This window comes from Microbacterium sp. NIBRBAC000506063, assembly GCF_017968845.1.
Taxonomy (GTDB): Bacteria; Actinomycetota; Actinomycetes; order Actinomycetales; family Microbacteriaceae; genus Microbacterium.
This window is the reverse complement of record NZ_CP072876.1, coordinates 1,536,368-1,558,191: the sequence shown is the minus strand read 5'-3', so window position 1 is coordinate 1,558,191 and position 21,824 is coordinate 1,536,368. Positions and strand designations below refer to the sequence as shown.

Below are 21,824 nucleotides of genomic sequence, written 5' to 3'. Positions count from 1 at the left end.
ATGACACTTTGTGTCGCACTTCGCCACCGTCACTTTCGCGCCCACCGCTCCCGTCGCAGACCGGGCTGCTCAAGGATGCCGGAGCGACCGATCCTGCGACGGGAGCGGGTGGGACAGCGCTACGGGGTCGCGGCGTCGCCCATCGCGATGAGCCCGTCGATCATCTCCGGACTGACCGAGTCCCCACCATCATCGACACGCGGCCGATCGGGAAGGAATCCATCATCTTCATCATGTCGACGCCCTCGGGCATCACCGACTCGATGCCTTCCATCCCGCTCATCATCTCCGCGATCGCCGCCTGGACGACCGGCCCGGCGACCGGGTGCGCGATGACCTCGGCGATCGAGGACTCGCGACTCAGCGGCACCTGCACGGCGTCGCCGTGGACCGTCACCCGCGTCGCGGATCGGATGTCACGGCTCGACGCCGCCGCCTCGAGGACGTACTCGCCACCCTCGACGACCCAGCGGTCGACGCGGATGTCCCAGTATGCGAGGTCCTCCCGGCGCACGGTCAGCACGGCCTCGCGCGTCTCACCGGCCTCGAGCGCGATAGAGGCGAAGGCCTTGAGCTCGCGCACCGGCCGCTGCACGCGACCGCCCGGAAGCGAGGTGTACACCTGCACGATCTCCCGCCCAGCGCGATCGCCGGTGTTGGTCACCGGCACGCGCACCTCGACGTCGCCGGAGGCGGTGACGGATGCCGCGACCTCGCCGTAGGCGAAGCTCGTGTACGACAGGCCGTGCCCGAAGGGGAAGGCCACGTCGATGCCGCGGGCGTCGTACCAGCGATAGCCGACGAAGAGCCCCTCACCGTAGCGGACACGCCCGAACTCACCGGGGAAGTCGAGGTAGGCGGGAGTGTCGCTCAACCGGTGCGGGATCGTCTCGGTGAGCTTCGCCGAGGGGGTGACCTCGCCGAACAGCACGTCCGCGGTCGCCCCTCCCCGGCCTGCCCGAGCAGCCAGGCCTCCAGGATCGCCGGCACGCGGTCGGCGAAGGGCAGAGCGACGACGCCGCCGTTGGAGAGCACGACGACGACATTCGGGTTCACCGCGAGCACGGCGTCGAGCAGCGCGAGCTGCTCGACGGGCAGATCGATGTCCTCGCGGTCGTACCCCTCCGACTCCAGACGGGCGGGAGCCCGAGGAACAGCAGGACGGTGTCGGCATCGGATGCCGCGGCCACCGCCTCCTCCCGCAGCGCCGTCGTCTCGGCATCCGACGTCTCCGGCGTGAGGCGGAACCCCGCGGCGTACGCGACCTCCGCCGCGGACAGCGCGCGAATCTCCTCGAGGGCGGTGTCCACGCGCGTCGGGTTGATGAGCGAGGAGCCCGCGCCCTGGAAGCGCGGAGTCTCGGCGAAGGCGCCGACGACGGCGAGCCTCGCGTCCTTCGCCAGTGGCAGGAGCGCGCCGTCGTTCTTCAGCAGCACGATCGAGCGGGCCGCCGCCTCTCGGGCGAGGGCGTGGTGCGCGTCGACGTCGAGCGGACCCGAGACCTTCCCCGCGCCGGCCTGCGCCTTGCGCACCAGGTCGATCACGCGTCCGGCCGCCAGGTCGAGTGCGGTCTCGTCGAGCGAACCGTCCTCGACCGCCGCGACGAGCTGAGCGTCGGTGCGACCGTTCGAGGAGGGCATCTCCAGGTCGAGCCCGGCCGGGAGGCCCTTCACGCGATCGTTGACCGCGCCCCAGTCCGAGACCACAAGGCCCTCGAAGCCCCACTCGCCGCGGAGCACGTCGGTCAGCAGCCACGGGTCCTCCGAGGCGTAGACGCCGTTGATGCGGTTGTAGGAGCACATCACCGTCCACGGCTGGGCGTCCTTGACGACCCGCTCGAAGCCGCGCAGGTAGATCTCGCGGAGTGGGCGCGGGTCGACATCCGAGCTCGCCCGCATCCGATCGTGCTCCTGGTTGTTGGCGGCGAAATGCTTGAGCGACGTGCCCACGCCCTGGGACTGCACCGCATGGACATAGGCGGCGCCGAGCACGCCAGAGACGATCGGATCCTCAGAGAGGTACTCGAAGTTGCGGCCGCACAACGGGGAGCGCTTGATGTTCACGCCCGGGCCGAGCAGCACCGCGACATCCTCGATCGCCGTTTCCGCACCCAGGGCCTCGCCGACGCGGCCGATGAGATCGACATCCCAGGAGGAGCCGAGACCGACGGCCGGCGGGAAGCACGTGGCGGGAACACTGTTGCCGATCCCGAGGTGATCGCCGTCGCCGGCCTGCTTACGCAGGCCATGCGGGCCATCGGTCACCATGATCGCCGGGATTCCCGCCCTCTCGACAGGCGTGGTGCGCCAGAAGCTCGCACCGCTGGTCAACGATGCCTTCTCTTCGAGCGTGAGTCCGGCAACCTGCCCTGCAGCGGATGCCACGGGGATGCCCTCCGAGATCGTCGTCATTGTCGGTTCCTTACGTCGGCAGCGAGATCACCCGTCGTTGGGTGATACGAAAACCGTATGACACTCGGTATTGAAAAGCAAGTGTCGTACGGCTTATGCTCGATCCATGGCTCGACGAGGTTCCTACGCCAAAGGCGTGGCAAAGCGAGAAGAGATACTCACCGTGGCCCTCGACGTCATCGCACGCCACGGCTACCGACGAACATCCGTGCGCGAACTCGCCGACGCCGTGGGACTGAGCCAGGCCGGCGTCCTTCACTACTTCGAGAGCAAGGAAGAGCTCTTCACGGCCATCCTGCGAAAGCGTGACGAGGTCGATCTCACCGCATACGGTCACGACGATGCCACAGACGATCTCGTCGAGCCCTTTCTCCGCATCATTCGCCACAACGCCGAGGTGCCGGGACTCGTGCAGCTGTACACGCGGCTGGCCGCCGAGGCGACCGACCCGCAGCACGCGGCACACGAGTTCTTCCGCGAGCGCGGCCAGGGCCTGCGCGACGTCTTCGTGGCCAGACTGCAGCAACGGCGCGACGCCGGACATCTCCACGAGGCCGTCGACCCCGACACGTTCGCGACCGTGCTCATCGCCCTCGCCGACGGTCTGCAGACGCAGTGGCTGAACGACCCCACGATCGATATGGCGGCGCACATCGAGCACGTGCTCGCGCTGGCTTCGCCCGCCGCCGGCTACTCCATCAGCTCCGGCTCCAGCTCGACGTCGAGTTCGAGCTCAGGGTCCCTGAAGTAGGGCGGAGCAGCTCGAGGAACGCTTTGAGCCGGTCGGAGCGATGAAAATCTTGACCCTCGAGCAGCCACTCGTAGCGCACGCCCTCGTTCGCGGCGATGAAGAGCTTCGTGATGTCGGCGATCGTGACCCCTGAGGCAGCCGCTCGGAATCGATGATCGCCTCCATGCCGTGGCCGAACACGCGCAGACGATTCTCGTACGTGCTGTGCACCCACTCGCCGGCAGGGTGATCTTCGAGCAGCCCTTCCATGCTGATGATGGCGTTGAGCTTGACCAACGCGGGCGTCTCTTCGTTCTGGCGCAGCACCGGAAGGATGGTCAGAAGGCTGCGGGGCCCGCTCTCGCTGATGTCGCCGAGCTTCACCCACCGCTCGTCTCGATCCTGGATCGCGGCGAGCAGCAGTGCGCTCTTCGACGGAAAGTGATGCAGCAGGCCCGCCTGGGAGATGCCGACCTCGGCGGCGATGTTCGCGAGCGATGCCGCGTTGTAGCCGTCCTCGGCGAAGAGGCGCACGGCGGCGTCGATGATCTCCTTCCGGCGCTCGTCCCCTTGGGGCTGCGACGGGTCGAATGCGCCGACGTCGTGGCTTTGTCGTTCATTGCGCGGTCTCCTGCCTGGCGGGCGGTCACGGTGTTCGTACTCATTGTGTCAATCTCTCCGACAAGTACAGCGTGCATGATTGACAATACTACCGAGTGCCCGGTAGGTTTAGCGCGAATCACAGGCGAGTCGCCGCCCAGCCAGGGCAATGACTCAGAGGCAGACCGTCAGACGCGAGGCGCGAAACCGAGAACAGCACCATCGACGAGGAGGTCGATTTCCTTGAGAAGCATCAAGATGCCGATCATCGCCGCCATTGCCGCGGGCGCCCTTGCGCTCACCGCGTGCGCCGGCGGCGGAGGCAGCACCGCTCCCAGCACCGAGAACCGTACGCTCAGCCTCGCGAACCTGCAGAACCTCGCGTCGTTCGACACCGGCCAGCTCGACACCGGCTGGCAGGTCTACTACTGGCAGCCGGTCTACGACACGCTGCTGAACTACACGCCCGAGGGCGTCGTCGAGCCGAACCTGGCGACGTCGTTCGAGTACAACGAGGACAACACCGTCCTCACGCTCACACTGCGCGAGGGCATCACCTTCACCGACGGTGAGCCGTTCGACGCCGCCGCCGTGAAGGCGAACATCGAGCACCTGCAGCAGAGCACCGGAGTGAGCGTCTACATGGTGGCCGGCGTCACCGACGTCGTCGTGCTCGACGATGTGACCGTCGAGATCCACCTCGACGCCCCTGACCCCGCCTTCACCTACTACCTGTGCCTCGTGGCGGGCGCGATGGCGAGCCCTGCCGCGCTCGGCACGCCGGAGATCGCGGCCGTCCCGGTCGGATCGGGGCCGTATGTGCTCGACACCGGCGCGACCATCACCGGCAGCGAATACGTCTTCACCCGCAACGAGGACTACTGGAACCCCGACGCGTTCCCCTACGACACGTTCATCGTGAAGCCCATGGAAGATCTGACCGCTCGCGTCAACGCGCTCAAGTCGGGCCAGGTCAACGGCGCGACCGCGGACACCACCGTCATCGCGGAGGCCGAGGCCAGCAACCTCCAGGTCGGTCGCAACCCGATCAGCTGGCGCGGACTCGTGCTCTTCGACCGCGACGGCGAGATGGTGCCCGAGCTGGCCGATGTCCGCGTCCGGCAGGCGATCAACTACGCCCTCGACTCCGAGGCGATCCTCGAGAACATCTTCGCGGGGCGGGCAGCACGTCCACGCAGATCTTCAACGTCCTGAGCCCCGCCTTCGTCGAGGAGCTCGACAACGCCTACCCCTACGACCCGCAGCGGGCACGCGACCTGCTCGCCGAGGCCGGATACGGTGACGGCTTCGAGATCACCATGCCCGAGTTCCCCGGAGACAACGCGATCCCGGCCATCACCCAGCAGCTCGCAGAGGTGGGCATCACGGTGAAGTGGGACAAGATCCCCGCCGAGGACGTCGTCCCGTCCCTCATGGAGGGCCGCTACGCGGTGGCGAACTTCGGCTCGAGCTCGGGGCACCCCTGGCGCGACATCCAGAAGATGATCTCGGTCAGCGGTGCATGGAACCCCATGGCGACGCAGACGCCAGAGCTCGACGAGCTGCTCGACACCATTCAGTTCTCCACTGGTCCCGAGCAGGATGCGGCCTACGCCGACGTGAGCCGCTACCTGGTCGACAACGCCTGGTTCGCGGTCACGCTGTTCACCGACAACGTGTTCCTCACCGACCAGCAGACGGATGCGGTCCAGCAGTCCGGCAGCGTCGTGCCGTACCTGCGCAACTTCACTCCCGCCGATTGACTCACCGGTGTGGGCGGTGCGATCTCGCACCGCCCACACCGCACCACCCCGAAGGGGAAGTGATCCATGATCGTCTTCATCGCCAAGCGAGCGGTCTCAGGCCTGATCCTGCTGCTGGCCATATCTTTCATCACGTTCGCGATGGTCTACTCGGGCGGCAGCAACATCGCCCGCCGCGTGCTCGGCCCCGAGGCCGACCAGGCCCAGGTCGACGCCAAGGCGCAGGAGCTGGGCCTGGACCAACCGCTGATCCTGCAGTACTTCAGCTGGCTCTCCGGCGTGATCAGGGGTGACTTCGGCACCTCCTGGTTCAGCCCTGAAAGCGTCACGGGCGCCATCACGAGCCGGATCTCGGTGACGCTGTCCGTCGTCACGGTCTCGATCGTCATCGTCGCCATCGTGAGCGTGATCCTGGGCGTCGTCGCTGCCGTGCGCCGTGGCTGGCTCGATCGCACTCTTCAGGTCGGATCGGTGGTCGGACTCGCCCTGCCGAACTTCTGGCTCGCGATGGTGCTCGTCGTCGTCTTCGCGCTGGGTCTCGGCTGGCTGCCGGCGACGGGCTACGTGCCGCCAGGACGGGATCTCGGTCTGTGGGCGGCATCCATCGTCCTGCCCGTCGCCGCGATCGTGATCGGTGGGGTCGCCGCTGCTGCCCAGCAGATCCGCGGTGCCTACATCGACGTGCTCCGCCAGGACTACGTGCGCACCCTGCGCACTCGCGGACTCAGCGAGCGCTCGGTGCTGCTCAAGCACTCGCTCAAGAACGCCTCAGGACCCGCGCTGACGATCCTCAGCCTGCAGTTCATCGGCATGATCGGCGGCGCCGTCGTCATCGAGAAGGTGTTCGCCCTCCCCGGGCTCGGCCTGCTGGCCGTCAACTCGACGATCCGCGGAGACATCCCATGATCATGGGCGTCGTGATCACCATGGCCGTCATCGTCGTCGTCGTCAACCTGCTCATCGATATGGCCAATGGCTGGACCAACCCGAAGGCGCGTGTGGCATGACCGTTCCCGCAACACCCACGACCGGCATCTCGGTCGACACCGCGATCGCTCCTCGCAAGGGGCTCGTCAGGCGTCTGCTGGCGGAGCCGATGGCGGTCATACCGACGATCATCCTGCTGGCCATCATCGCCATCAGCGTGTTCGCCCCCTGGCTGGCGCCCTTCGCGCCCGACTATGTGCGCATCCATCTCGCCAACGAGCCGCCCTTCCAGTCCGAGTTCCTCCTCGGTGGCGACCAGGCCGGTCGGGACGTGCTCAGCCGCCTGCTCTACGCCGGCTCGCTGACCCTCATCGGCGCCCTCATCACCGTCGTCGTCTCGGTCGCCCTCGGAGTGACGACCGGTCTCATCGCCGGCTACGTGCGCGGCGCGTTCGACGCCGCCGCCAGCTGGATCGCCAACGTCGTGCTCGTGATGCCGTCGAAGATCATCCTCGTCGCGCTTTTCGCAGTCGTGGGGCCCAACACGCTGGTCACCATGACCGTGCTCGGCGTTATGGTGGCGCCGGCGTTCTTCCGGCTCGTGCGCAACCTCGTGATCGGGGTGAAGAACGAGCTCTACGTGGACGCGGCCCGTGTGTCGGGACTGTCGGACTTCAGGATCATCTCCCGTCACGTGCTGAGCGTGGTGCGCGCCCCCATCATCATCCAGGCCGCTTTCATCGCCGGCATCGCCGTCGTGCTGCAGGCGGGCCTCGAGTTCATCGGTCTCGGCGACCCCAGCACCCCACGTGGGGCGGCATGCTGCAAGACGCGTTCCTCGCCCTCTACACCGCGCCCACCCTGCTGATCTGGCCGGGGGTGATGATCGGGCTCTTCGTCGCATCCTGCGTGCTGCTGGGCAACGCGATCCGCGACACCCTGGAGGAGGGGCCAAGACAGTGGCCCCGAAGAAGCGCGTCGCCGCATCCACCGCCGCCATCAGGACGCAGTCGGATGTCGCCGGGCACGAGAGCGCGGCGACATCCGACCGCTCCGCGCTGCTGTCGATCCGCGGCGTCGCCGTGTCGTACGCGCTGCCGAGCGGCGATGAGCGCGACGTCGTGCAAGACGTCGACATCGACGTCGACCGGGGTGAGGTTCTCGGCCTCGTCGGCGAGTCGGGTTCCGGCAAGACGCAGACGGCGTTCGCCGTCCTGGGCTGCTGCCCCGAGGCGGTCGCGTCTCGGCCGGAAGCATCCGTTTCGACGGCGAAGAGCTCATCGGACTCGACGCCGGAGCATACGCCAGGCTGCGGGGAAGACGCATCGCCTACGTCCCGCAAGAGCCGATGAGCAATCTCGACCCCGCGTTCAAGGTCGGCTACCAACTGATCGAGCCGATGCGCTACGTGCTCGGCCTCAGTCGCAAGGACGCCAGGCAACGCGCCCTCGATCTGCTCTCCCAGGTCGGCATCGCCGACCCGAAGCGTACCTTCGACGCGTATCCGCACGAGATCTCCGGCGGCATGGCGCAGCGCGTGCTCATCGCCGGCGCCATCTCGTGCGACCCCGATCTGCTCATCGCCGATGAGCCGACCACGGCGCTCGACGTCACCGTCCAGGCTGAGATACTCGACATCCTGCGGCGGCTGCAGCAGGAGCGGCACATGGCGCTGCTTCTCGTCACGCACAACTTCGGCGTCGTCGCCGACCTGTGCGATCGCGTGGCGGTCATGCAGCTCGGACGCATCGTCGAGCACGGCCCGACGGAGCAGCTGTTCGCCGATCCTCAGAACGAGTACACGCGCATGCTGCTCGACTCGATCCTCGACGGCGGCCCCGCCCGCCCGCCCTCGGCGGACCCAGCGCTCCGCTTCTGAGTCTCTGGAGGAAGTCCGATGAACGACACGCTGCTCACGGTCGACGACCTCGTCGTGCAGTACCCCGCGAAAGGATGGCGCAAGCCGCCGTTCCAGGTGCTGCACGGAGTGTCGCTCGACATCGCCCGCGGCGAGACCGTGGGCCTTGTCGGCGAGTCGGGATCGGGCAAGACGACGCTGGGCCGCGCCGTGCTGGGACTTGCTCCGATCGCCGCGGGCGAGGTGCGCTTCGACGGACGCGACATCACCCGAGCCGGGAGGGATGAGCGCCGGGCGCTCGCGAAAGACCTGCAGGTGGTCTTCCAGGACCCCTACACCTCGCTGAACCCAGCGCTTCGAGTGCGAGACATCCTCGCCGAGCCGCTCGGGGCGCAGGGCATCAGCCGCACGGAGGCAGGCGAGCGGGTCGAGGAACTGCTGCAGCAGGTGGGCCTCCCGGCGACGCCGGATCCCGCCTGCCGCGGGAGTTCTCGGGCGGTCAGCGCCAGCGCGTGGCGATCGCGCGCGCCCTCGCGCTCGAGCCGAAGCTCATCGTGTGCGACGAACCCGTTTCGGCGCTCGACCTGTCGACGCAGGCCCGCGTGCTCGACCTGCTCATCGAGATCCAGCAGCGCACCGGCGTCGCCTACCTCTTCGTGAGCCACGATCTCTCGGTCGTGCGTCATATCAGCCACCGCGTGGCGGTCCTGTACCGTGGTGAGATCGTCGAGTACGGAGACGCCGACCAGGTCACCTCGGATCCGACGCATCCCTACACCCGCAAGCTGCTGATGTCGGCGCCGGTCGCCGACCCGGCCCAGCAGCGGGTGCGCCGTCTCGAGCGGCAGCGGCTCATCGCCGAGCAGAGCGGGCTCGTGGCGTGACAGCCGATATCGCGATCGTCATCGACCTGGGCCTGCGCGTCATCGTGGGCCTGGTGCTCGGGCATGCATCGGGCTCGAGCGTCAATGGCGATCGAGGATGGCGGGCATCCGCACCAACGCGCTGGTCGCCGGCGGCTCGGCCCTGTTCGTCGTCGTGGGCGCCTACGGATTCACCGGTGAGATGGCCGACCCCACGCGCGTCGCCGCGCAGGTCGTCTCGGGGATCGGCTTCCTCGGCGCAGGGTGATCCTTCGCGAGGGGATCAACATCCGTGGCCTCAACACGGCGGCGACGCTGTGGTGCGCGGCCGCCGTCGGCACGCTCGCCGGCTCGGGGATGTACGCGATCGCCGTTCTCGGCACGGTCGCGATCGTCGGCGCGAACACCCTGCTGCGGCCGGTCTCGCGTCTGGTCAACCGTCGCGGCTCGGCATCCCCCGATGTCCGCATGACTGACGACTCGGTCGAGTACTATCTCGAGGCCCGCACCAACGACAAGAGCGAGCCGAGGATCCGCGCGCTCGTCCTGCAGGCGGTGAATCGGCCCGAGTTCACCCTGCGCTCCATCAAGTCCTCCGCGGGGAAGCACTCGCTCGTCAATGTCAATGCCGCCCTCACCGCCAGCTCGAACGTCGACCCGAGCTCGCTCGAGCGTGCCGTGCACCGCATCAGCCTCGACCCCAAGGTCCAGGCCGTCCGGTGGTGGGCCGCCGACCCCGAGGAATGACGAGCGACGAACCGAGGACTGAACCGACCGCCGAAGATACGCACGTCCCCGCGGGGCGAGGAAAGGAAAGCCATGAAAGCGATCATGGTCATGTTCGACACGCTCAACAGGCGGATGCTGCCGCCGTACGGCGCCGAGGGCATCGTCGCACCCAACTTCGAGCGTCTGCGTCAGCGCACGGCGACGTTCGACAACTGCTACGCGGGTTCGATGCCCTGCATGCCCGCACGTCGTGAACTCCACACCGGCCGCTACAACTTCCTGCACCGGTCGTGGGGCCCGCTCGAGCCGTTCGACGACTCGGTGCCCGAGATGCTCAAGAACAACGGCGTCTACACGCACCTCGTGACCGACCACCGCCACTACTGGGGTGACGGCGGAGCGACCTACCACGGCCGCTTCAACACCTACGAGTTCATCCGCGGACAGGAGGGGATGCCTGGAAGGGCATGTGGATCCCCCGAGGTACCGGAATCGGTCATCGATCGCGACGATCCCGTCTGGCGGCAGGATTGGATCAACCGCCAGTACATGCGCGACGAGGCCTCGCATCCGCAGACGCTCACCTTCGATGCCGGCGTCCACTTCATCGAGACGAACAAGGACGCCGACTCGTGGTTCCTGCAGCTTGAGGCCTTCGACCCGCACGAGCCGTTCTTCAGCACGGACGAGTACCTCTCGCTCTACGAGACCGGCTACCGCGGGCGCCACTTCGACTGGCCCGCCTACCGTCGCGTCATCGAGAACGCCGACGAGATCGAGCACCTGCGCAATACCTACTTCGCGCTGCTGACCATGTGCGACCGCTCGCTGGGGCGCGTACTCGATCTGATGGACGAGCACGACATGTGGCACGACACGATGCTCATCGTGTGCACCGATCACGGCCTGCTGCTGGGTGAGCACAACTGGTGGGGAAGAACGTCCAGCCCTGGTTCGACGAGAACATCCATACGCCGCTGTTCATCTGGGATCCGCGCACGAACGTCGCCGGCGAGCGTCGTGACGCCCTCGTGCAGACGATCGATCTGGGTCCGACCCTGCTCGAATACTTCGGGGTCGATCGCACGACCGACATGCAGGGCCTCCCCTTCGCGACGTCATCTCCGCCGACGCCCCGGTGCGCGAGGCGGGCCTGTTCGGCAACGCGGGCTCGCACGTGAACGTCACCGACGGGCGCTACGTCTACATGCGGGCGTGCGCGACGCCGGAGAACGCGCCGCTGTTCGACTACACGCTCATGCCGATGCACATGGGCAGTCGGTTCTCGCCCTCCGAGCTGCGCGATGCCGAGCTCATCCCGCCGTTCGCCTTCACGAAGGGTGTTCCTCTGCTGCGCGTTCCGGCCTTCACGTTCGGCAACCCCTATCTCTACGGCACGCTGCTCTTCGATCTGCACGAAGATCCGCATCAGGAACGCCCCTTGCGCGATGCCGTGCTCGAGCAGCGGATGGCGACGCTGCTGGTCGAGCTGCTGCGCTCGTCCGACGCGCCGGCCGAGCAGTACACGAGACTCGGTCTTCCGATCGAGGGCCCCGTGGGTCCCGAGCATCTGCTCATCGACGCCCAATGGAACCAGGTGATCGCCTCGCAGGCGCCCGCTCCGCGCGCTGACGACTTCGGCGAGGGTGCGCCCGTCGCGACGATTCCGCTGCGCGAGCTGCTGGAGAAGCCCGAGACGAGGCCGGCGGTCGCCGCGGTGTTCCCCTTCGTCGACAACCCGTTCATCCTGCACTTCGCCGGTGGGATGACGATGGTCGAACTCGCCGCGATGAAGGCGGATCTCACGACCGAGGCGCTGCGAGAGCTCAACGACGCTCTCGGCGCGCTCCTGGTCGCACGGTAGGCTCGCCGGCATGACTGCAGAGCCTTCTCACGACGCATGCTGCGCGAGGGGCAGGCCCCGCGCAGAGTCTGTGGGCATGCCGGCGCCGCAAGCCGTCATCCCCGGTGTCGACGTACGCGTCACGTCGGGACCGGGGATGACGCCGAGGACCGTTGCGCCCGGAGCGGAGCACGCTCCGCGGCACGAGGACGTGCTGATCCCGGTGGTCGGTTCACGATGGGCGATGCTTTCGAGGAGGGATACCCGCACGACGGAGAGACGCCTCGGCACGAGGTGCGGCTCGGGGCGTTCCGCATCGACCGTTCGCCGGTCACGGTGCGTCAGTTCGCTGCGTTCGTCGATGCGACGGGCTACACCACCGAGGCGGAGCGCTTCGGCACGTCTGCGGTGTTCTATGCCGCCTTCGCCGGCTCTGACTCCGATGTGCTCGGTCGCTCGCCGGCAGCGCCGTGGTGGCTCGAGGTGAGGGGCGCGCACTGGCGAGCCCCGTTCGGCGGAGGCCCCGAAGCGGCCTCGGCGACCCTCGAACGGTATGCCGCGCACCCGGTGACGCACATCAGCCACAACGACGCACTCGCGTACTGCTCCTGGGCGGGTCGGCGCCTGCCGACGGAGGCCGAGTGGGAGTTCGCGGCCCGAGGCGGCCTCGCGGGCAGGCGCTATGCCTGGGGCGATGAGCTCCACCCGGAGGGCGAGCACCGCTGCAACATCTGGCAGGGAGAGTTTCCCCGTCGCAACAGCGGAGAGGACGGCTGGCTCACCACGAACCCGGTGGGCGTCTTCGGCGAGAACGGATACGGGCTGACCGATGTCGCGGGCAACGTCTGGGAGTGGTGCGCCGACTGGTTCGATCCTCGCTACTACACGCGTTCCCCGAGTCCGACCCGCAGGGGCCGGGCCTCGGCACGACCCGCGTCATCCGCGGAGGCTCGTATCTCTGCCACGAGTCGTACTGCAACCGCTACCGTGTCGCCGCGCGCAGCAGCAACACCCCGATTCGTCCGCGGGCAACACCGGCTTTCGCACGGTGGTCTCCGTGCACGCCGAGCGCGTCGCAGATCCCGCACCATCGTCACCGTGAGGAAGCCCACGTGCCTGCGCGGGGCGATTCTGCCGAGGCGACCCTATTCCGTACCATCGAGAGCATGACACCACGACTCGCTGAGGTGCGCGATCGCAGGCAGAAGGGGCGACCATGACGCTGCCCGCACGCGAGGCGCGCTCACTCGTCAGCGGTGATGTCCGCAGACACAATCTGCAGTTGGTGCTCGATCACATCGCACGCACGGGGCAGGCCGCGCGCAGCGAGATCGCCGAGGCGACCGGGCTCACGCGCGGGTCGGTGACGGCCTTGGTGGACAAGCTGCTGCGCACGGGGCTTGTGCGCGCCACGGAGCAACCGGTGTCGCAGGGCCGCGGACGACCTCTCGTGCGGCTCGAGCTCGCCGCCGACACGATCGCCCTTGTCGCCGCTCAGATCGACGCCGATCGCGCCACGGCCGTCGTGTCCTCCCTCGCCGGGACGAGCTCGTGCGGTTCTCACTGCACCACGGACGTCCGATGGGCGCGCCCGAAGTGATACTCGATGTGCTCGGGGATGTCGTCGATGACGCCCTCCGCGCGACGGCCGCGCTCGGACGAAGGGTGGTCGACCTCACGATCGTCGCGTTCGCCCCGGTGGGCGGCGAGCCGGCGATCGTGCTGGCCGATACCGACCTCGAGTGGGGTCCCGTGGATGTCATCGGCGGTCTGCGCACCCGCCTGGCCGTCGTCGACGAGCTCGCCGGATCGCTCGAGGGCGGCGTGCGCCTCGTCGGCGACACGACGGTGGCCGCGATGGCCGAGTACGCCGTGCTCGATCGCCCCACGGACATGCTCTACCTGAAGAGCAACTCGGGAATCGGCGGCGCGATCGTCACGCCCGACGGACTCTACGGCGGTGCCAACGGGTTTGCGGGGCCTTCGGGCATATCCCCATCGACCACGGGGGCTCGCGCTGCATCTGCGGACAGCACGGATGCCTGGTCACGGTCGCCGGCCCCGACGTGGTGCTCGAGAGCGCAGGCCTCGCACCGCAGCTGGACGAGGTGGGTCTCACCGCCGCTCTCGCAACGTTCGTGGCGCGCGTGGACGCCGGAGACGCCCGGGCGGTGGAGGCGTGGCGAGCGGCGGCGGCATGGGTCGCGCATGCCCTTCAGATCATGTCCCTCGCCCTCGACCCTGGCGTCATCGTTCTCGGCGGGTACTGGGCTCATCTGTCCGAAGAGATCGAGCGCCACTTCCGCGCCACACGGCCCGTGCGCGATGGCAACGAGGTGATCCCTCTCCGACGATCCTCGGCGGGACGCTCGGCGACGACGTCGCCATCCGCGGCGCGCTGTGGGCCGCCCGTGATCGCATCCTTGCCCGCCCGCTCGAGATCGACGCTACGGACGACGGGCGAACAGCTTCGAGGTGAACCGCGACATCAGGTCCAGACGCTCACCGTCGGGGTCGCGCTCGACTCGGCCGCGTGCGGCGTCGAAGACCATCGTCTCGCGCCCGTCCGGCGAATGCGGGGCCACACGCGCCCACCCGGGACGCTCGGATCGCCGGTGCGCGCGAACTGCGTCCAGCTCTGCGCCATCGTGCGGGCGAGGGCATCTCGCTCTGGCCGCGTACCCGAGAGCGGGATCCGATCCGCGTTGTCGAACACGAAGGCGAGGTCGGCGCTGTGCGCTGCGCCGACGGCGCCGTCCAGGACACCACCGTTGTAGTCGAAGAGGTAGGCGAAGATCGGCGCCCGAGAGTGCTCCCGCTTCGCGCGCACGAACTGCCGTTCGCTCACGCGCAGATCTCTGTCCGTCTCGATCCTGCGCAGAAGACCCTGCGCATCGGCGGCGGGGAAGGCGCGGCGATACGCGCGGAGAACGTCGGGGGCTTCGGTCCCGAAGTCTCCCGAGAGCCGTTCATCGAGGGCCGCGTCGTCGAGGGTCGCGAACGACGGATCCGTCGCCAGGAACATGCCCGCCTCTTCGCTCGTGCTGCCGATCAGCAGAGGCACATCCGGTGCAGAGGTCATCTCGCGATCCACGGGCTGAGAGATGATCGCCTTTCCATCGCGCACGGGCGCGAACCCGAACGGCATCGTCGGCGTCATGCCCATCGCGGCGAACTGTGCCTGGACGAGTGCGTCCACGGGCGTATCTCGAAGCGCATCGACGTCTCCTCGTTGGACGCCGAGAACATCGAAGAGCGCGTCGGCGAGCGGACGTGCCTCTTCCTCCGAGGGAAGCCACAGACCCGCGCCGCTCTGAATGATCGCCTTGTGAAACAGCCCGCGCGCGGAGGGCATGGCCATGAGAGTCGCGATCTTCATTCCCCCGCCCGACTGCCCGAACACCGTGACGTTGTGCGGATCTCCGCCGAAGCTCGCGATGTTCCGGCGCACCCACTCGAGCGCCGCGACGATGTCGAGCATGCCCGCGTGGCCGGCATCCTCTGCACCATCGCCGAGCGGCAGATATCCCAACGCGCCGAGCCGATGATTCACCGTGACGACGACGACATCGTGTCGTGCGGCCAGCCGGTCTCCCCAGAACGCCGGTTCTGAGCCGGCCCGTGCAGGAACGCACCGCCGTGCAGCCACACCATGACGGGCCGCGGCTCCCCGGAACCGATCGGTGTCCAGACGTTCACGAAGAGACAGTCTTCGTCGACCGTGACGTTTCCCACCGGGCTCCCGCTGAACGGGTAGAGGAGACTTGCCAGTCCACGGGCGAGCGTGGGCGGGGCTCCTCCCGCGCCCTCAGCGGTCAGCTGCGGCGCGGCCGACCCGAAGCGGGTCGCGTCGCGCGCGCCCGCCCACGGTGCTGCGGCGACCGGCGCAGCGAATCGCAGGGGACCCACAGGAGGCGCTGCATAGGGCACACCGAGGTACGCATGACAGCCGCCGAGATCCAGACCGCCCACGATGCCGGCGTCGGTCTCTGTGAGTGGGTTCATGTGAGCTCCGCTTCTTAGTTCGACTCTTGAACTATAACGAGTGCTTCCCGCACATCCCGGTCGTCTTCCCGTTGTGCGGAAAATCTCTTGTGCCACCACGGAAATCTCACTAGCGTGTGCTCACATTCACTCATCGTGACGCACGTCACCTGTACTCAATGCCGACGGCGTCACCCGTCCCGTAAGGGAAGTCATGACCCGTATCTCACCCGACACTGCACAACCTGCATCCACACAACGCGTCCCCGTCACCCTTGTCCTCGTGCTTCTGGTGACCATGATCGTCGACGGATTCGATACCGCCGCCATCGGCATCGTCATCCCGAGCCTCGCCGCCACCTGGGAGCTGCCCGCCGCCGCCTTCACCGCACCGCTGGTCGCGACCAATATCGCGGTGGTACTCGGATACACCTCGTCGTCGTGGCTGACGAGCATGCTCGGTCGGCGCAACGTGATCCTTGCCAGCACCGCGCTGATCGCGGTCGGATCGGCGCTCACCGCGATCATCATCGACAGTCAATCCGTACCGTTCCTCACCGCGGCCCGGTTCGTGACCGGTCTCGGCCTCGGAGCCGTGCTTCCCGCCGCCATCTCTCTGGCGGCAGGATCCAGCCCTGCTCGCCGCAAGGAGTCCGTGACGGTCGCCATCACCATGGGGCTCGGCGCCGGCGTCATGATCGGCGGCCTGCTCGGCGGCCGCCTCATCGCTGCGGCGGGTCCGGCCATGGTGTTCTGGGTCGGCGCGATCGCGCCCGCGCTCATTCTCATCGTGCAGTTCTTCACCGTTCACGACAACACCGACGAGGTTCGCCGCTCCGATCAGCCCAAGGTTCGTGCCACGGCGCTCTTCGCCGAAGGACGCGCCTCGTCCACCGTTCTGCTCTGGTGTTTCGCGTTCCTGGTGTTCTTCGCCAACTACACCCTGCTGTCCTGGGTGCCGACGCTGCTGCTGAGCTTCGGGTTCGATCCCGCGCAGGCGCCGCTGGGCACAGCAGCCACGGGAATCGGCGGACTCGTCGGAGGGATCCTGCTCATGCTGCTCTCGGTCCGATTCGGAACAGCGAAGATCCTCATCTGGGGCTCGGCACTGGGCGCGGGAGGACTGATCGCCGTCGCCCTCGTCACCACGACGCCGACGATCACGCTGCTCCTGCTCGCAATCGTCGGTGCCGGACTCGTCGGGATGGTCGGCCAGGCATCGATCGCGGTCGCCCTCTACCCCGCACCCCTGCGCACCGCCGGCGTCGGCTGGGCGGCGGCTCTCGGCCGGATGGCATCGATCGTCGGACCCGCGGTCGGAGGCATCCTCCTCGCGATCAGCCTGAGCGCCAACGAGATCATTCTCTACACGGCGATTCCCGTCGCTCTGGCCAGCATCATCGCCGCGCTTCTCGCTCGTAAGCTCTTGAGCCGCCCCGACCGGGTCAGCGGCGATGACGCATGAGGTCGCCCGCCTGCTCGTGAAGCGTCCGTGCGACGCCCACGGGATCGGGCTCCACCCGGGAGGCTGAGTCGAACACCATGACGAGCCGCTCCCGCCCGTACGGGGACCAGGACCCTGGTCCCTGTACCGGGGTCACCGGTGCGGATGAAGCTGATCCAGGCTTCGTGCATCAACGTGCTCGTCTCCTGGAACGCGTCGGGGTCGAGGCCCTGGGCGAACGGGGCATGACTCCACCGTTCAAGGTTGGCGAAGGTGAACGGCAGCTCGAAGCAGTGCGTCGCACCGAGCCGGCCGTCGTGGGCGAGCGAGCGAAACGCGAAGTGATAGGCGAAGACCGACCGCGCGTCTCTCCGCGACTCCGCCAATTCCACCGCGGGCTGGATGAACAGCTCGTCGCTGACGATCGCCTCCAGCACCTGTCGCGGCACATCGTCCCCGGATGCCGCGCGCGACGCGTAGGACGCATACGCGCTGTCGGCGGGCGAGAAGCGCTCGGCGAGGCGTTCGAGCACACGCGAGTCATCGAGCCCCTGCACCGAGGGATTCAGCGCGAAGGCGAAGCTGGCTTCGTCGGCGTTCCATCCGACGAGCACATCGATGTCCGCCGCCGCGCCGTCGATGAACGCGTCCAGGGGATGCTGGGGAAGCAGCGCGCTGCCGATCGTGGGAACGAACGGCGTCGACCAATGTCCGAACCGCGCCGCGAGCGGCATGAGTTGCAGCGTCGCGCCGATGAGGGCTTCGCTGGGCACGGCGCGCAACTGCTCGATCGTCGCGCATCCCAGCAGATCCATAATGCGCCGGGTCGTCGCCATGGTGTCCTGCGGCGTCGCGAGGCGCAGCCCGAGAGGCGCGCTCTGCAGGATCACACGGCGGATCCACGGTGAGGAGACCTCGCTGACGGCAAGGCTCAGCGCCGAAAAGGCACCGCCGGATTCCCCGGCGACGGTGATCTGCTCCGGATCGCCGCCGAACCTCTCGATGTTGCGGCGCACCCAGTCCATGGCGGCGATCTGGTCGCTCAGCCACAGGTTCGGCTCGGCGGCTTCCTCGGTGGCGAGGAAGCCGAGCGCCCCGATCCGATAGTTGATGGTGACGACGACCATGTCGCCGGCCGAGGCGAAGGTATCGCCGTGATAGATCGGGAGCGACCCCGACCCGGAGATGAACCCCCACCGTGAATCCAGACGAGAACGGGACGCTTCGCGTCGTCACAGGCAGGAGTCCAGACGTTCAGCGTCAGGCAATCCTCATCGAAGGGCGGCCTACCGTGATCGCCGAGCACGCGATCTCGCTCGCCCGTCGGATCGTAGGGCTGAGGAGCGCTCGGGCCGAAGTCCGTGGCATCCAGGACACCGGGCCATGGGCGCTTCGGCTCGGCGGGCGTCCAACGCCGCGCCCCGATGGGCGCCTCGGCATAGGGAATGCCCGCGAACACGTCGAGGGCGTCGGCACGATGACCTCGCACGTCTCCCGAGTCGGTTGAGACCACTACGTCTGCGCTCATCGATCCATTCCTTCCGGGTATATGCACTATTCTAGACGTGCGTCACACACTTCGTATATCACGAATGTGTGACGGTCGTAACGATAGAGTGGCCTCATGCGTCATGACCTTGCCTCGGCGACCAGCGGGAGCGTCCGTGTCCGCTGATCCCGCTCCACGTCGTCAGCACACACAGCTGATCCTCACCATCTACGGCCTGTACGGTCGCGATGAGGGAGGCGCAATCCCCGTTGCCGCGCTGATCCGCCTGCTCGGCCAATTCGGCGTGCCGGAACAGGGAGTGCGCTCGTCGATGTCCCGGCTGAAGCGACGCGGCCTCATCGAGAGCGTCCGCCACGACGGCGTCGCCGCATACGCACTGTCCTCTGCCAGCGAGGACGTCTTTCGCGAGGGCGACCTCCGCATCTACGCCGAGCAGCGCGCGCGCGACTCGGATCCCTGGCTGCTCGCGATCTTTTCCATTCCCGAAGAACTGCGCGACAGGCGCCACACGCTGCGCCGAGAGCTCAGCTGGATGGGGTTCGGGACGGTCTCTCCCGGGGTATGGATCGCCCCGGCCCACCTGATCGAGCAGGCACGCACCCATCTCTCGAAACTCGATCTCAGCCAGTACGTCACACTCTTCGCCGCCACCCCGCTCGCGGAGAACACGGCAGAGGACGTCGCACGGTGGTGGGATCTCGATGCGCTCAGCGCGCAGTACCGCGCGTTCATCGCCTCACACTCCCCACTCGCGGACCGGTGGTCGACCGTGCGACGGGGTCATCCGCGCGCCGGCCGCGCCGAGGCGTTCCGCGACTATGTGCCGATGTTCACCGAGTGGCGCCGACTTCCGTTCCTCGACCCCGGCCTCCCTCTGCGTCTCCTGCCAAAGGACTGGCCCGGCGCGGCAGCGCATGCGCTCCTGGATCGCCTGCAGGAGCACCTTGCGCCGCTCGCGCGCGACTACGCCCTCGAGGTCATTCGCTCGCGATGACCGCGATCCCCTGGATCTCAATGAGGGCGTCGGCCTGCCAGAGGCGGGTCACGCCGATGCCGGCCATCGCGGGGTAGTCGGATCCGGCGAGCTCGCGCCACACCCGTCCGATCTCTCGGCCGTTGCGCTGGTAGTCGTCGACGTCGGTCAGATAGATGGTGACGGAGACCAGATCGCTCGGCGTCCCCCTGCCTCTCGCAGGGTGTCCAGAACATTGGTGAACGCGCGGCGGAACTGCGCGACGATTCCACCCGGCTCGATGCTGCCGTCCTGCCTCATCGCGGTCTGCCCGCTGAGATAGACCGCATTGCCCGCTGCGACGCCGTGGCTGAAGCCGGAGGGGTGCGCGAGCGAGGCCGGGTTGATGAGGGTGTGAGTCATGTCAGTTCCTTGTCTTTGCGTGGATGGGTGAGGGAGCGGTCACGGGGTCTCCGGCGGCTTCGATGGCCTTCACGCACGCCCGTACGGTGGCGATGAGACGCTCCTCCCGAACCTCGGATGCCGCGGAATCGTCGATGCGCATGCGCGAGTCGGGGCCGGTGACCGTCACCGCCGCGATGGCGCGTCCCCTCTGATCGCGAACGACCATCGCGACGGCCTGCACACCGTCCTCGGCCTCGCCCGCATTGCGGGCATACCCGCGCGAGCGCACATCTTCGATCTCGGCGAGGAGACCCGTACGGGTCGCATGCGAGCGCGGGTCAGTCGCGTCAGCTCTTCGCTAGGAAGACGGCGGTGCAGCTCGGTCGGTGGCAGCTCAGCAAGGAGCGCCTTGCCGGCAGAGGTCGTGTGCGCGGGCAGCGATGTTCCCACACGACTGGTCACGCGCATCGTGTGCGTCGACTCGAACGCCGCGAGAAACTCGGTGAAGGGCCCGTTGACTCGCGCCACGTGCACCGTCTCGCCGGTGATGTCGCGAAGGCGTTCCAGGTGCGGGCGGCCCGGTGCAGAAACCGCGAGAGGGCGAGCCGTTCATCCCCCGGGTCATGGCCGGTCCGAGACGGTACTTCCTCGAGTGTTCGTCCTGCTCGACGAAGCGCGACTCTACGAGGGTGGCCAGCAGGCGGTGGCTGGTCGAGACGCCGAGATCGAGTCGGCGAGCGATCTCGGAGACGCCGAATCCTTCACCGCCCTGCAGCAGCGTCAGGACGGCGAGCGCGTGCTTGACCGACCTCAGCGTGTCCGACATGCGCGATCCTTTCGACTTTCCATATACCGGAACATATCACAGTTATCTTCCTTTGTACGGAACGCACGTGTTATCGTCTCAACCACATCCGAACCAGAGAGAGGCGACACCGATGGAGCTGGCGACATTGCGCATCGATGAGGGTACGCGCGCAGCCGTACGCGAATCCGGCACCTACCGCCTCCTGCCGTTCCGCAACGTGGACGAGGTGCTGGCGACGAAGGACTGGCGTCAGCGCGTGGCAAACTCCCGTGATCGAGACCGGCTCACGGTACAAGCGGCCGAGTTCGCACCCGTGCTCTCCGCGCCGGGCAAGATCATCTGCTGCGGACACAACTACTCCGAGCACATCGCCGAGCTCGGCAGACCCGTCCCGCAGCATCCGACTCTGTTCACGAAGTTCGCCGACACTCTCACCGGCCCGCACGACGACATCCTTGTCGACGGTCTGAGCGACGCGGTCGATTGGGAGGCCGAGCTCGCCGTCATCATCGGCAGCACCGTGTCGCAGGCGACCGCGGCCACCGCGAGTCAGGCGATCGCCGGGTACACCGTCGCGAACGACATCTCCATGCGCGACTGGCAGCTTCGCACCCCGCAGTGGCTGCCGGGCAAGGCCTTCGACCGCACCACCCCGCTGGGCCCGGTGATGGTGACCGCGGATGAGTTCGACCCCTCGCAGGACTCGCCATCACCTGCCGTGTCAACGGCCGCATCCGTCAGCGATCGAACACAGCGCAGCTCATCTTCAGCGCCGCGGACCTGGTGGCGTACATCTCCCAGTTCGCCACTCTGCGCGCCGGCGATGTCGTGCTGACCGGCACCCCGGGCGGTGTCGCCATGGGGCAGAAGGATCCCGACTACCTGAAACCGGGCGACATCGTCGAGACCAGCATCGACACCATCGGCACGCTGCGAAACCGCATCGTGTCCACACCGGCCGCCGACGGCGCTCGCGCCGCATCCGATTGAGAAGGAG

19 protein-coding genes and 9 pseudogenes are annotated in these 21,824 nt (G+C 67.7%); 19 read left to right on the top strand and 9 right to left on the bottom strand.

What is annotated here, in order from left to right; all coding sequences use genetic code 11:
- Positions 1-119: 119 nt before the first annotated feature.
- Positions 120-2,411, bottom strand: a pseudogene (locus tag KAE78_RS08915) (glycoside hydrolase family 3 C-terminal domain-containing protein).
- Between the two features lie 136 nt (positions 2,412-2,547).
- Between KAE78_RS08915 and KAE78_RS08910 the strand changes: the two are divergent.
- On the top strand, positions 2,548-3,162 hold the full coding sequence (locus tag KAE78_RS08910; protein ID WP_223170592.1) for a TetR/AcrR family transcriptional regulator: 615 nt from the start codon (positions 2,548-2,550) through the stop codon (positions 3,160-3,162).
- On the opposite strand, the gene KAE78_RS08905 is transcribed toward KAE78_RS08910, so the two are convergent.
- On the bottom strand, positions 3,145-3,687 hold the full coding sequence (locus tag KAE78_RS08905; RefSeq protein WP_262927855.1) for a TetR/AcrR family transcriptional regulator: 543 nt from the start codon (positions 3,685-3,687) through the stop codon (positions 3,145-3,147). The genes KAE78_RS08910 and KAE78_RS08905 overlap by 18 nt on opposite strands.
- On the opposite strand from KAE78_RS08905, the pseudogene KAE78_RS19685 reads away from it, so the two are divergent.
- The 15 genes and pseudogenes from KAE78_RS19685 to KAE78_RS19660 all read left to right on the top strand — a co-directional run.
- Positions 3,586-5,504, top strand: a pseudogene (locus tag KAE78_RS19685) (ABC transporter substrate-binding protein). The gene KAE78_RS08905 and the pseudogene KAE78_RS19685 overlap by 102 nt on opposite strands.
- A 66-nt stretch (positions 5,505-5,570) precedes the next feature.
- Positions 5,571-6,410: an ABC transporter permease gene (locus KAE78_RS08895; RefSeq protein ID WP_223170590.1), complete on the top strand. Its 840-nt coding sequence runs from the start codon at positions 5,571-5,573 to the stop codon at positions 6,408-6,410.
- 97 nt (positions 6,411-6,507) lie between these two features.
- Positions 6,508-7,299 carry an ABC transporter permease gene (locus tag KAE78_RS08890; RefSeq protein ID WP_223170589.1) on the top strand — a complete coding sequence of 264 codons (792 nt, stop codon included), beginning with the start codon at positions 6,508-6,510 and terminating at the stop codon, positions 7,297-7,299.
- Positions 7,300-7,390: 91 nt separating this feature from the next.
- On the top strand, positions 7,391-7,783 hold the full coding sequence (locus tag KAE78_RS08885) for an ATP-binding cassette domain-containing protein (protein WP_223170588.1): 393 nt from the start codon (positions 7,391-7,393) through the stop codon (positions 7,781-7,783).
- Entirely contained in the window at positions 7,687-8,310 is a 624-nt protein-coding gene (locus KAE78_RS08880; protein ID WP_223172454.1) for an ABC transporter ATP-binding protein, read from the top strand. The genes KAE78_RS08885 and KAE78_RS08880 overlap by 97 nt, the downstream gene beginning before the upstream one ends.
- A gap of 18 nt (positions 8,311-8,328) precedes the next feature.
- Positions 8,329-8,801, top strand: a pseudogene (locus KAE78_RS19680) (ATP-binding cassette domain-containing protein); the annotation flags it as partial.
- Between the two features lie 90 nt (positions 8,802-8,891).
- A complete protein-coding gene (locus KAE78_RS19675) occupies positions 8,892-9,173 on the top strand; it encodes a hypothetical protein (RefSeq protein WP_411156022.1) in 282 nt (93 codons plus the stop codon).
- 97 nt (positions 9,174-9,270) lie between these two features.
- Positions 9,271-9,521: pseudogene (locus tag KAE78_RS19670) on the top strand (MgtC/SapB family protein); the annotation flags it as partial.
- Positions 9,510-9,899 (top strand): hypothetical protein, encoded by a 390-nt coding sequence (locus KAE78_RS19665; protein ID WP_411156021.1) that lies wholly within the window; start codon positions 9,510-9,512, stop codon positions 9,897-9,899. The pseudogene KAE78_RS19670 and the gene KAE78_RS19665, both read left to right, overlap by 12 nt.
- A gap of 72 nt (positions 9,900-9,971) precedes the next feature.
- Positions 9,972-10,751, top strand: a pseudogene (locus KAE78_RS08865) (sulfatase); the annotation flags it as partial.
- Between the two features lie 59 nt (positions 10,752-10,810).
- Positions 10,811-11,062, top strand: coding sequence for a sulfatase/phosphatase domain-containing protein (locus KAE78_RS17680; protein WP_262927620.1), 252 nt, complete (start codon positions 10,811-10,813; stop codon positions 11,060-11,062).
- Positions 11,020-11,745: a hypothetical protein gene (locus KAE78_RS08860; RefSeq protein WP_223170587.1), complete on the top strand. Its 726-nt coding sequence runs from the start codon at positions 11,020-11,022 to the stop codon at positions 11,743-11,745. Before KAE78_RS17680 ends, KAE78_RS08860 begins: the two co-directional genes overlap by 43 nt.
- Before the next feature lie 216 nt (positions 11,746-11,961).
- Positions 11,962-12,894, top strand: coding sequence for a formylglycine-generating enzyme family protein (locus KAE78_RS08855; RefSeq protein ID WP_262927619.1), 933 nt, complete (start codon positions 11,962-11,964; stop codon positions 12,892-12,894).
- Positions 12,895-12,940: 46 nt separating this feature from the next.
- On the top strand, positions 12,941-13,324 hold the full coding sequence (locus tag KAE78_RS08850; RefSeq protein ID WP_223170585.1) for a MarR family transcriptional regulator: 384 nt from the start codon (positions 12,941-12,943) through the stop codon (positions 13,322-13,324).
- A gap of 142 nt (positions 13,325-13,466) precedes the next feature.
- Positions 13,467-13,931: pseudogene (locus KAE78_RS19660) on the top strand (ROK family protein); the annotation flags it as partial.
- 281 nt (positions 13,932-14,212) lie between these two features.
- Here KAE78_RS19660 and KAE78_RS08840 read toward each other — a convergent pair.
- Both KAE78_RS08840 and KAE78_RS17675 read right to left on the bottom strand, forming a co-directional pair.
- Positions 14,213-15,373, bottom strand: a complete 1,161-nt coding sequence (locus KAE78_RS08840; protein ID WP_262927617.1) for a carboxylesterase family protein — start codon at positions 15,371-15,373, stop codon at positions 14,213-14,215.
- On the bottom strand, positions 15,274-15,729 hold the full coding sequence (locus KAE78_RS17675; protein WP_262927616.1) for a carboxylesterase family protein: 456 nt from the start codon (positions 15,727-15,729) through the stop codon (positions 15,274-15,276). The genes KAE78_RS08840 and KAE78_RS17675 overlap by 100 nt, the downstream gene beginning before the upstream one ends.
- Positions 15,730-15,991: 262 nt before the next feature.
- Between KAE78_RS17675 and KAE78_RS08835 the strand changes: the two genes are divergently transcribed.
- Positions 15,992-17,173, top strand: coding sequence for an MFS transporter (locus KAE78_RS08835; RefSeq protein ID WP_223170584.1), 1,182 nt, complete (start codon positions 15,992-15,994; stop codon positions 17,171-17,173).
- Here the strand turns inward: KAE78_RS08835 and KAE78_RS08830 are convergent.
- Positions 17,074-18,680, bottom strand: a pseudogene (locus tag KAE78_RS08830) (carboxylesterase/lipase family protein). The gene KAE78_RS08835 and the pseudogene KAE78_RS08830 sit on opposite strands and share 100 nt — an antisense overlap.
- Positions 18,681-18,816: 136 nt before the next feature.
- On the opposite strand from KAE78_RS08830, the gene KAE78_RS08825 reads away from it, so the two are divergent.
- Positions 18,817-19,656, top strand: coding sequence for a PaaX family transcriptional regulator C-terminal domain-containing protein (locus tag KAE78_RS08825; RefSeq protein ID WP_223170583.1), 840 nt, complete (start codon positions 18,817-18,819; stop codon positions 19,654-19,656).
- Here KAE78_RS08825 and KAE78_RS08820 read toward each other — a convergent pair.
- From KAE78_RS08820 to KAE78_RS19650, 4 genes and pseudogenes are all read right to left on the bottom strand, one after another.
- A pseudogene (locus tag KAE78_RS08820) lies at positions 19,640-20,037 on the bottom strand (RidA family protein). The gene KAE78_RS08825 and the pseudogene KAE78_RS08820 sit on opposite strands and share 17 nt — an antisense overlap.
- A gap of 1 nt (position 20,038) precedes the next feature.
- Positions 20,039-20,308 carry an IclR family transcriptional regulator C-terminal domain-containing protein gene (locus KAE78_RS17670; protein ID WP_262927615.1) on the bottom strand — a complete coding sequence of 90 codons (270 nt, stop codon included), beginning with the start codon at positions 20,306-20,308 and terminating at the stop codon, positions 20,039-20,041.
- The gene (locus KAE78_RS19655) at positions 20,203-20,487 is read right to left on the bottom strand and encodes an IclR family transcriptional regulator C-terminal domain-containing protein (protein ID WP_411155923.1); all 285 of its coding nucleotides are present in this window, start codon (positions 20,485-20,487) and stop codon (positions 20,203-20,205) included. Before KAE78_RS19655 ends, KAE78_RS17670 begins: the two co-directional genes overlap by 106 nt.
- Complete coding sequence (locus KAE78_RS19650) at positions 20,414-20,845, bottom strand: helix-turn-helix domain-containing protein (protein WP_223170582.1); 432 nt, start codon at positions 20,843-20,845, stop codon at positions 20,414-20,416. Before KAE78_RS19650 ends, KAE78_RS19655 begins: the two co-directional genes overlap by 74 nt.
- Between KAE78_RS19650 and KAE78_RS08805 the strand changes: the two are divergent.
- Positions 20,844-21,817 (top strand): annotated as a pseudogene (locus tag KAE78_RS08805) (fumarylacetoacetate hydrolase family protein). The gene KAE78_RS19650 and the pseudogene KAE78_RS08805 overlap by 2 nt on opposite strands.
- Positions 21,818-21,824 lie beyond the last annotated feature (7 nt).

Bases quoted from the DNA above. Each gene is read 5' to 3' on its own strand.
- KAE78_RS19665 (WP_411156021.1), top strand. From the start codon at position 9,510: ATGTACGCGATCGCCGTTCTCGGCACGGTCGCGATCGTCGGCGCGAAC.
- KAE78_RS08850 (WP_223170585.1), top strand. From the start codon at position 12,941: ATGACGCTGCCCGCACGCGAGGCGCGCTCACTCGTCAGCGGTGATGTC.
- KAE78_RS08895 (WP_223170590.1), top strand. From the start codon at position 5,571: ATGATCGTCTTCATCGCCAAGCGAGCGGTCTCAGGCCTGATCCTGCTG.
- KAE78_RS19650 (WP_223170582.1), bottom strand. From the start codon at position 20,845: ATGTCGGACACGCTGAGGTCGGTCAAGCACGCGCTCGCCGTCCTGACG.
- KAE78_RS08890 (WP_223170589.1), top strand. From the start codon at position 6,508: ATGACCGTTCCCGCAACACCCACGACCGGCATCTCGGTCGACACCGCG.
- KAE78_RS17675 (WP_262927616.1), bottom strand. From the start codon at position 15,729: ATGAACCCACTCACAGAGACCGACGCCGGCATCGTGGGCGGTCTGGAT.
- KAE78_RS08855 (WP_262927619.1), top strand. From the start codon at position 11,962: ATGGGCGATGCTTTCGAGGAGGGATACCCGCACGACGGAGAGACGCCT.
- KAE78_RS19655 (WP_411155923.1), bottom strand. From the start codon at position 20,487: ATGCGCGTGACCAGTCGTGTGGGAACATCGCTGCCCGCGCACACGACC.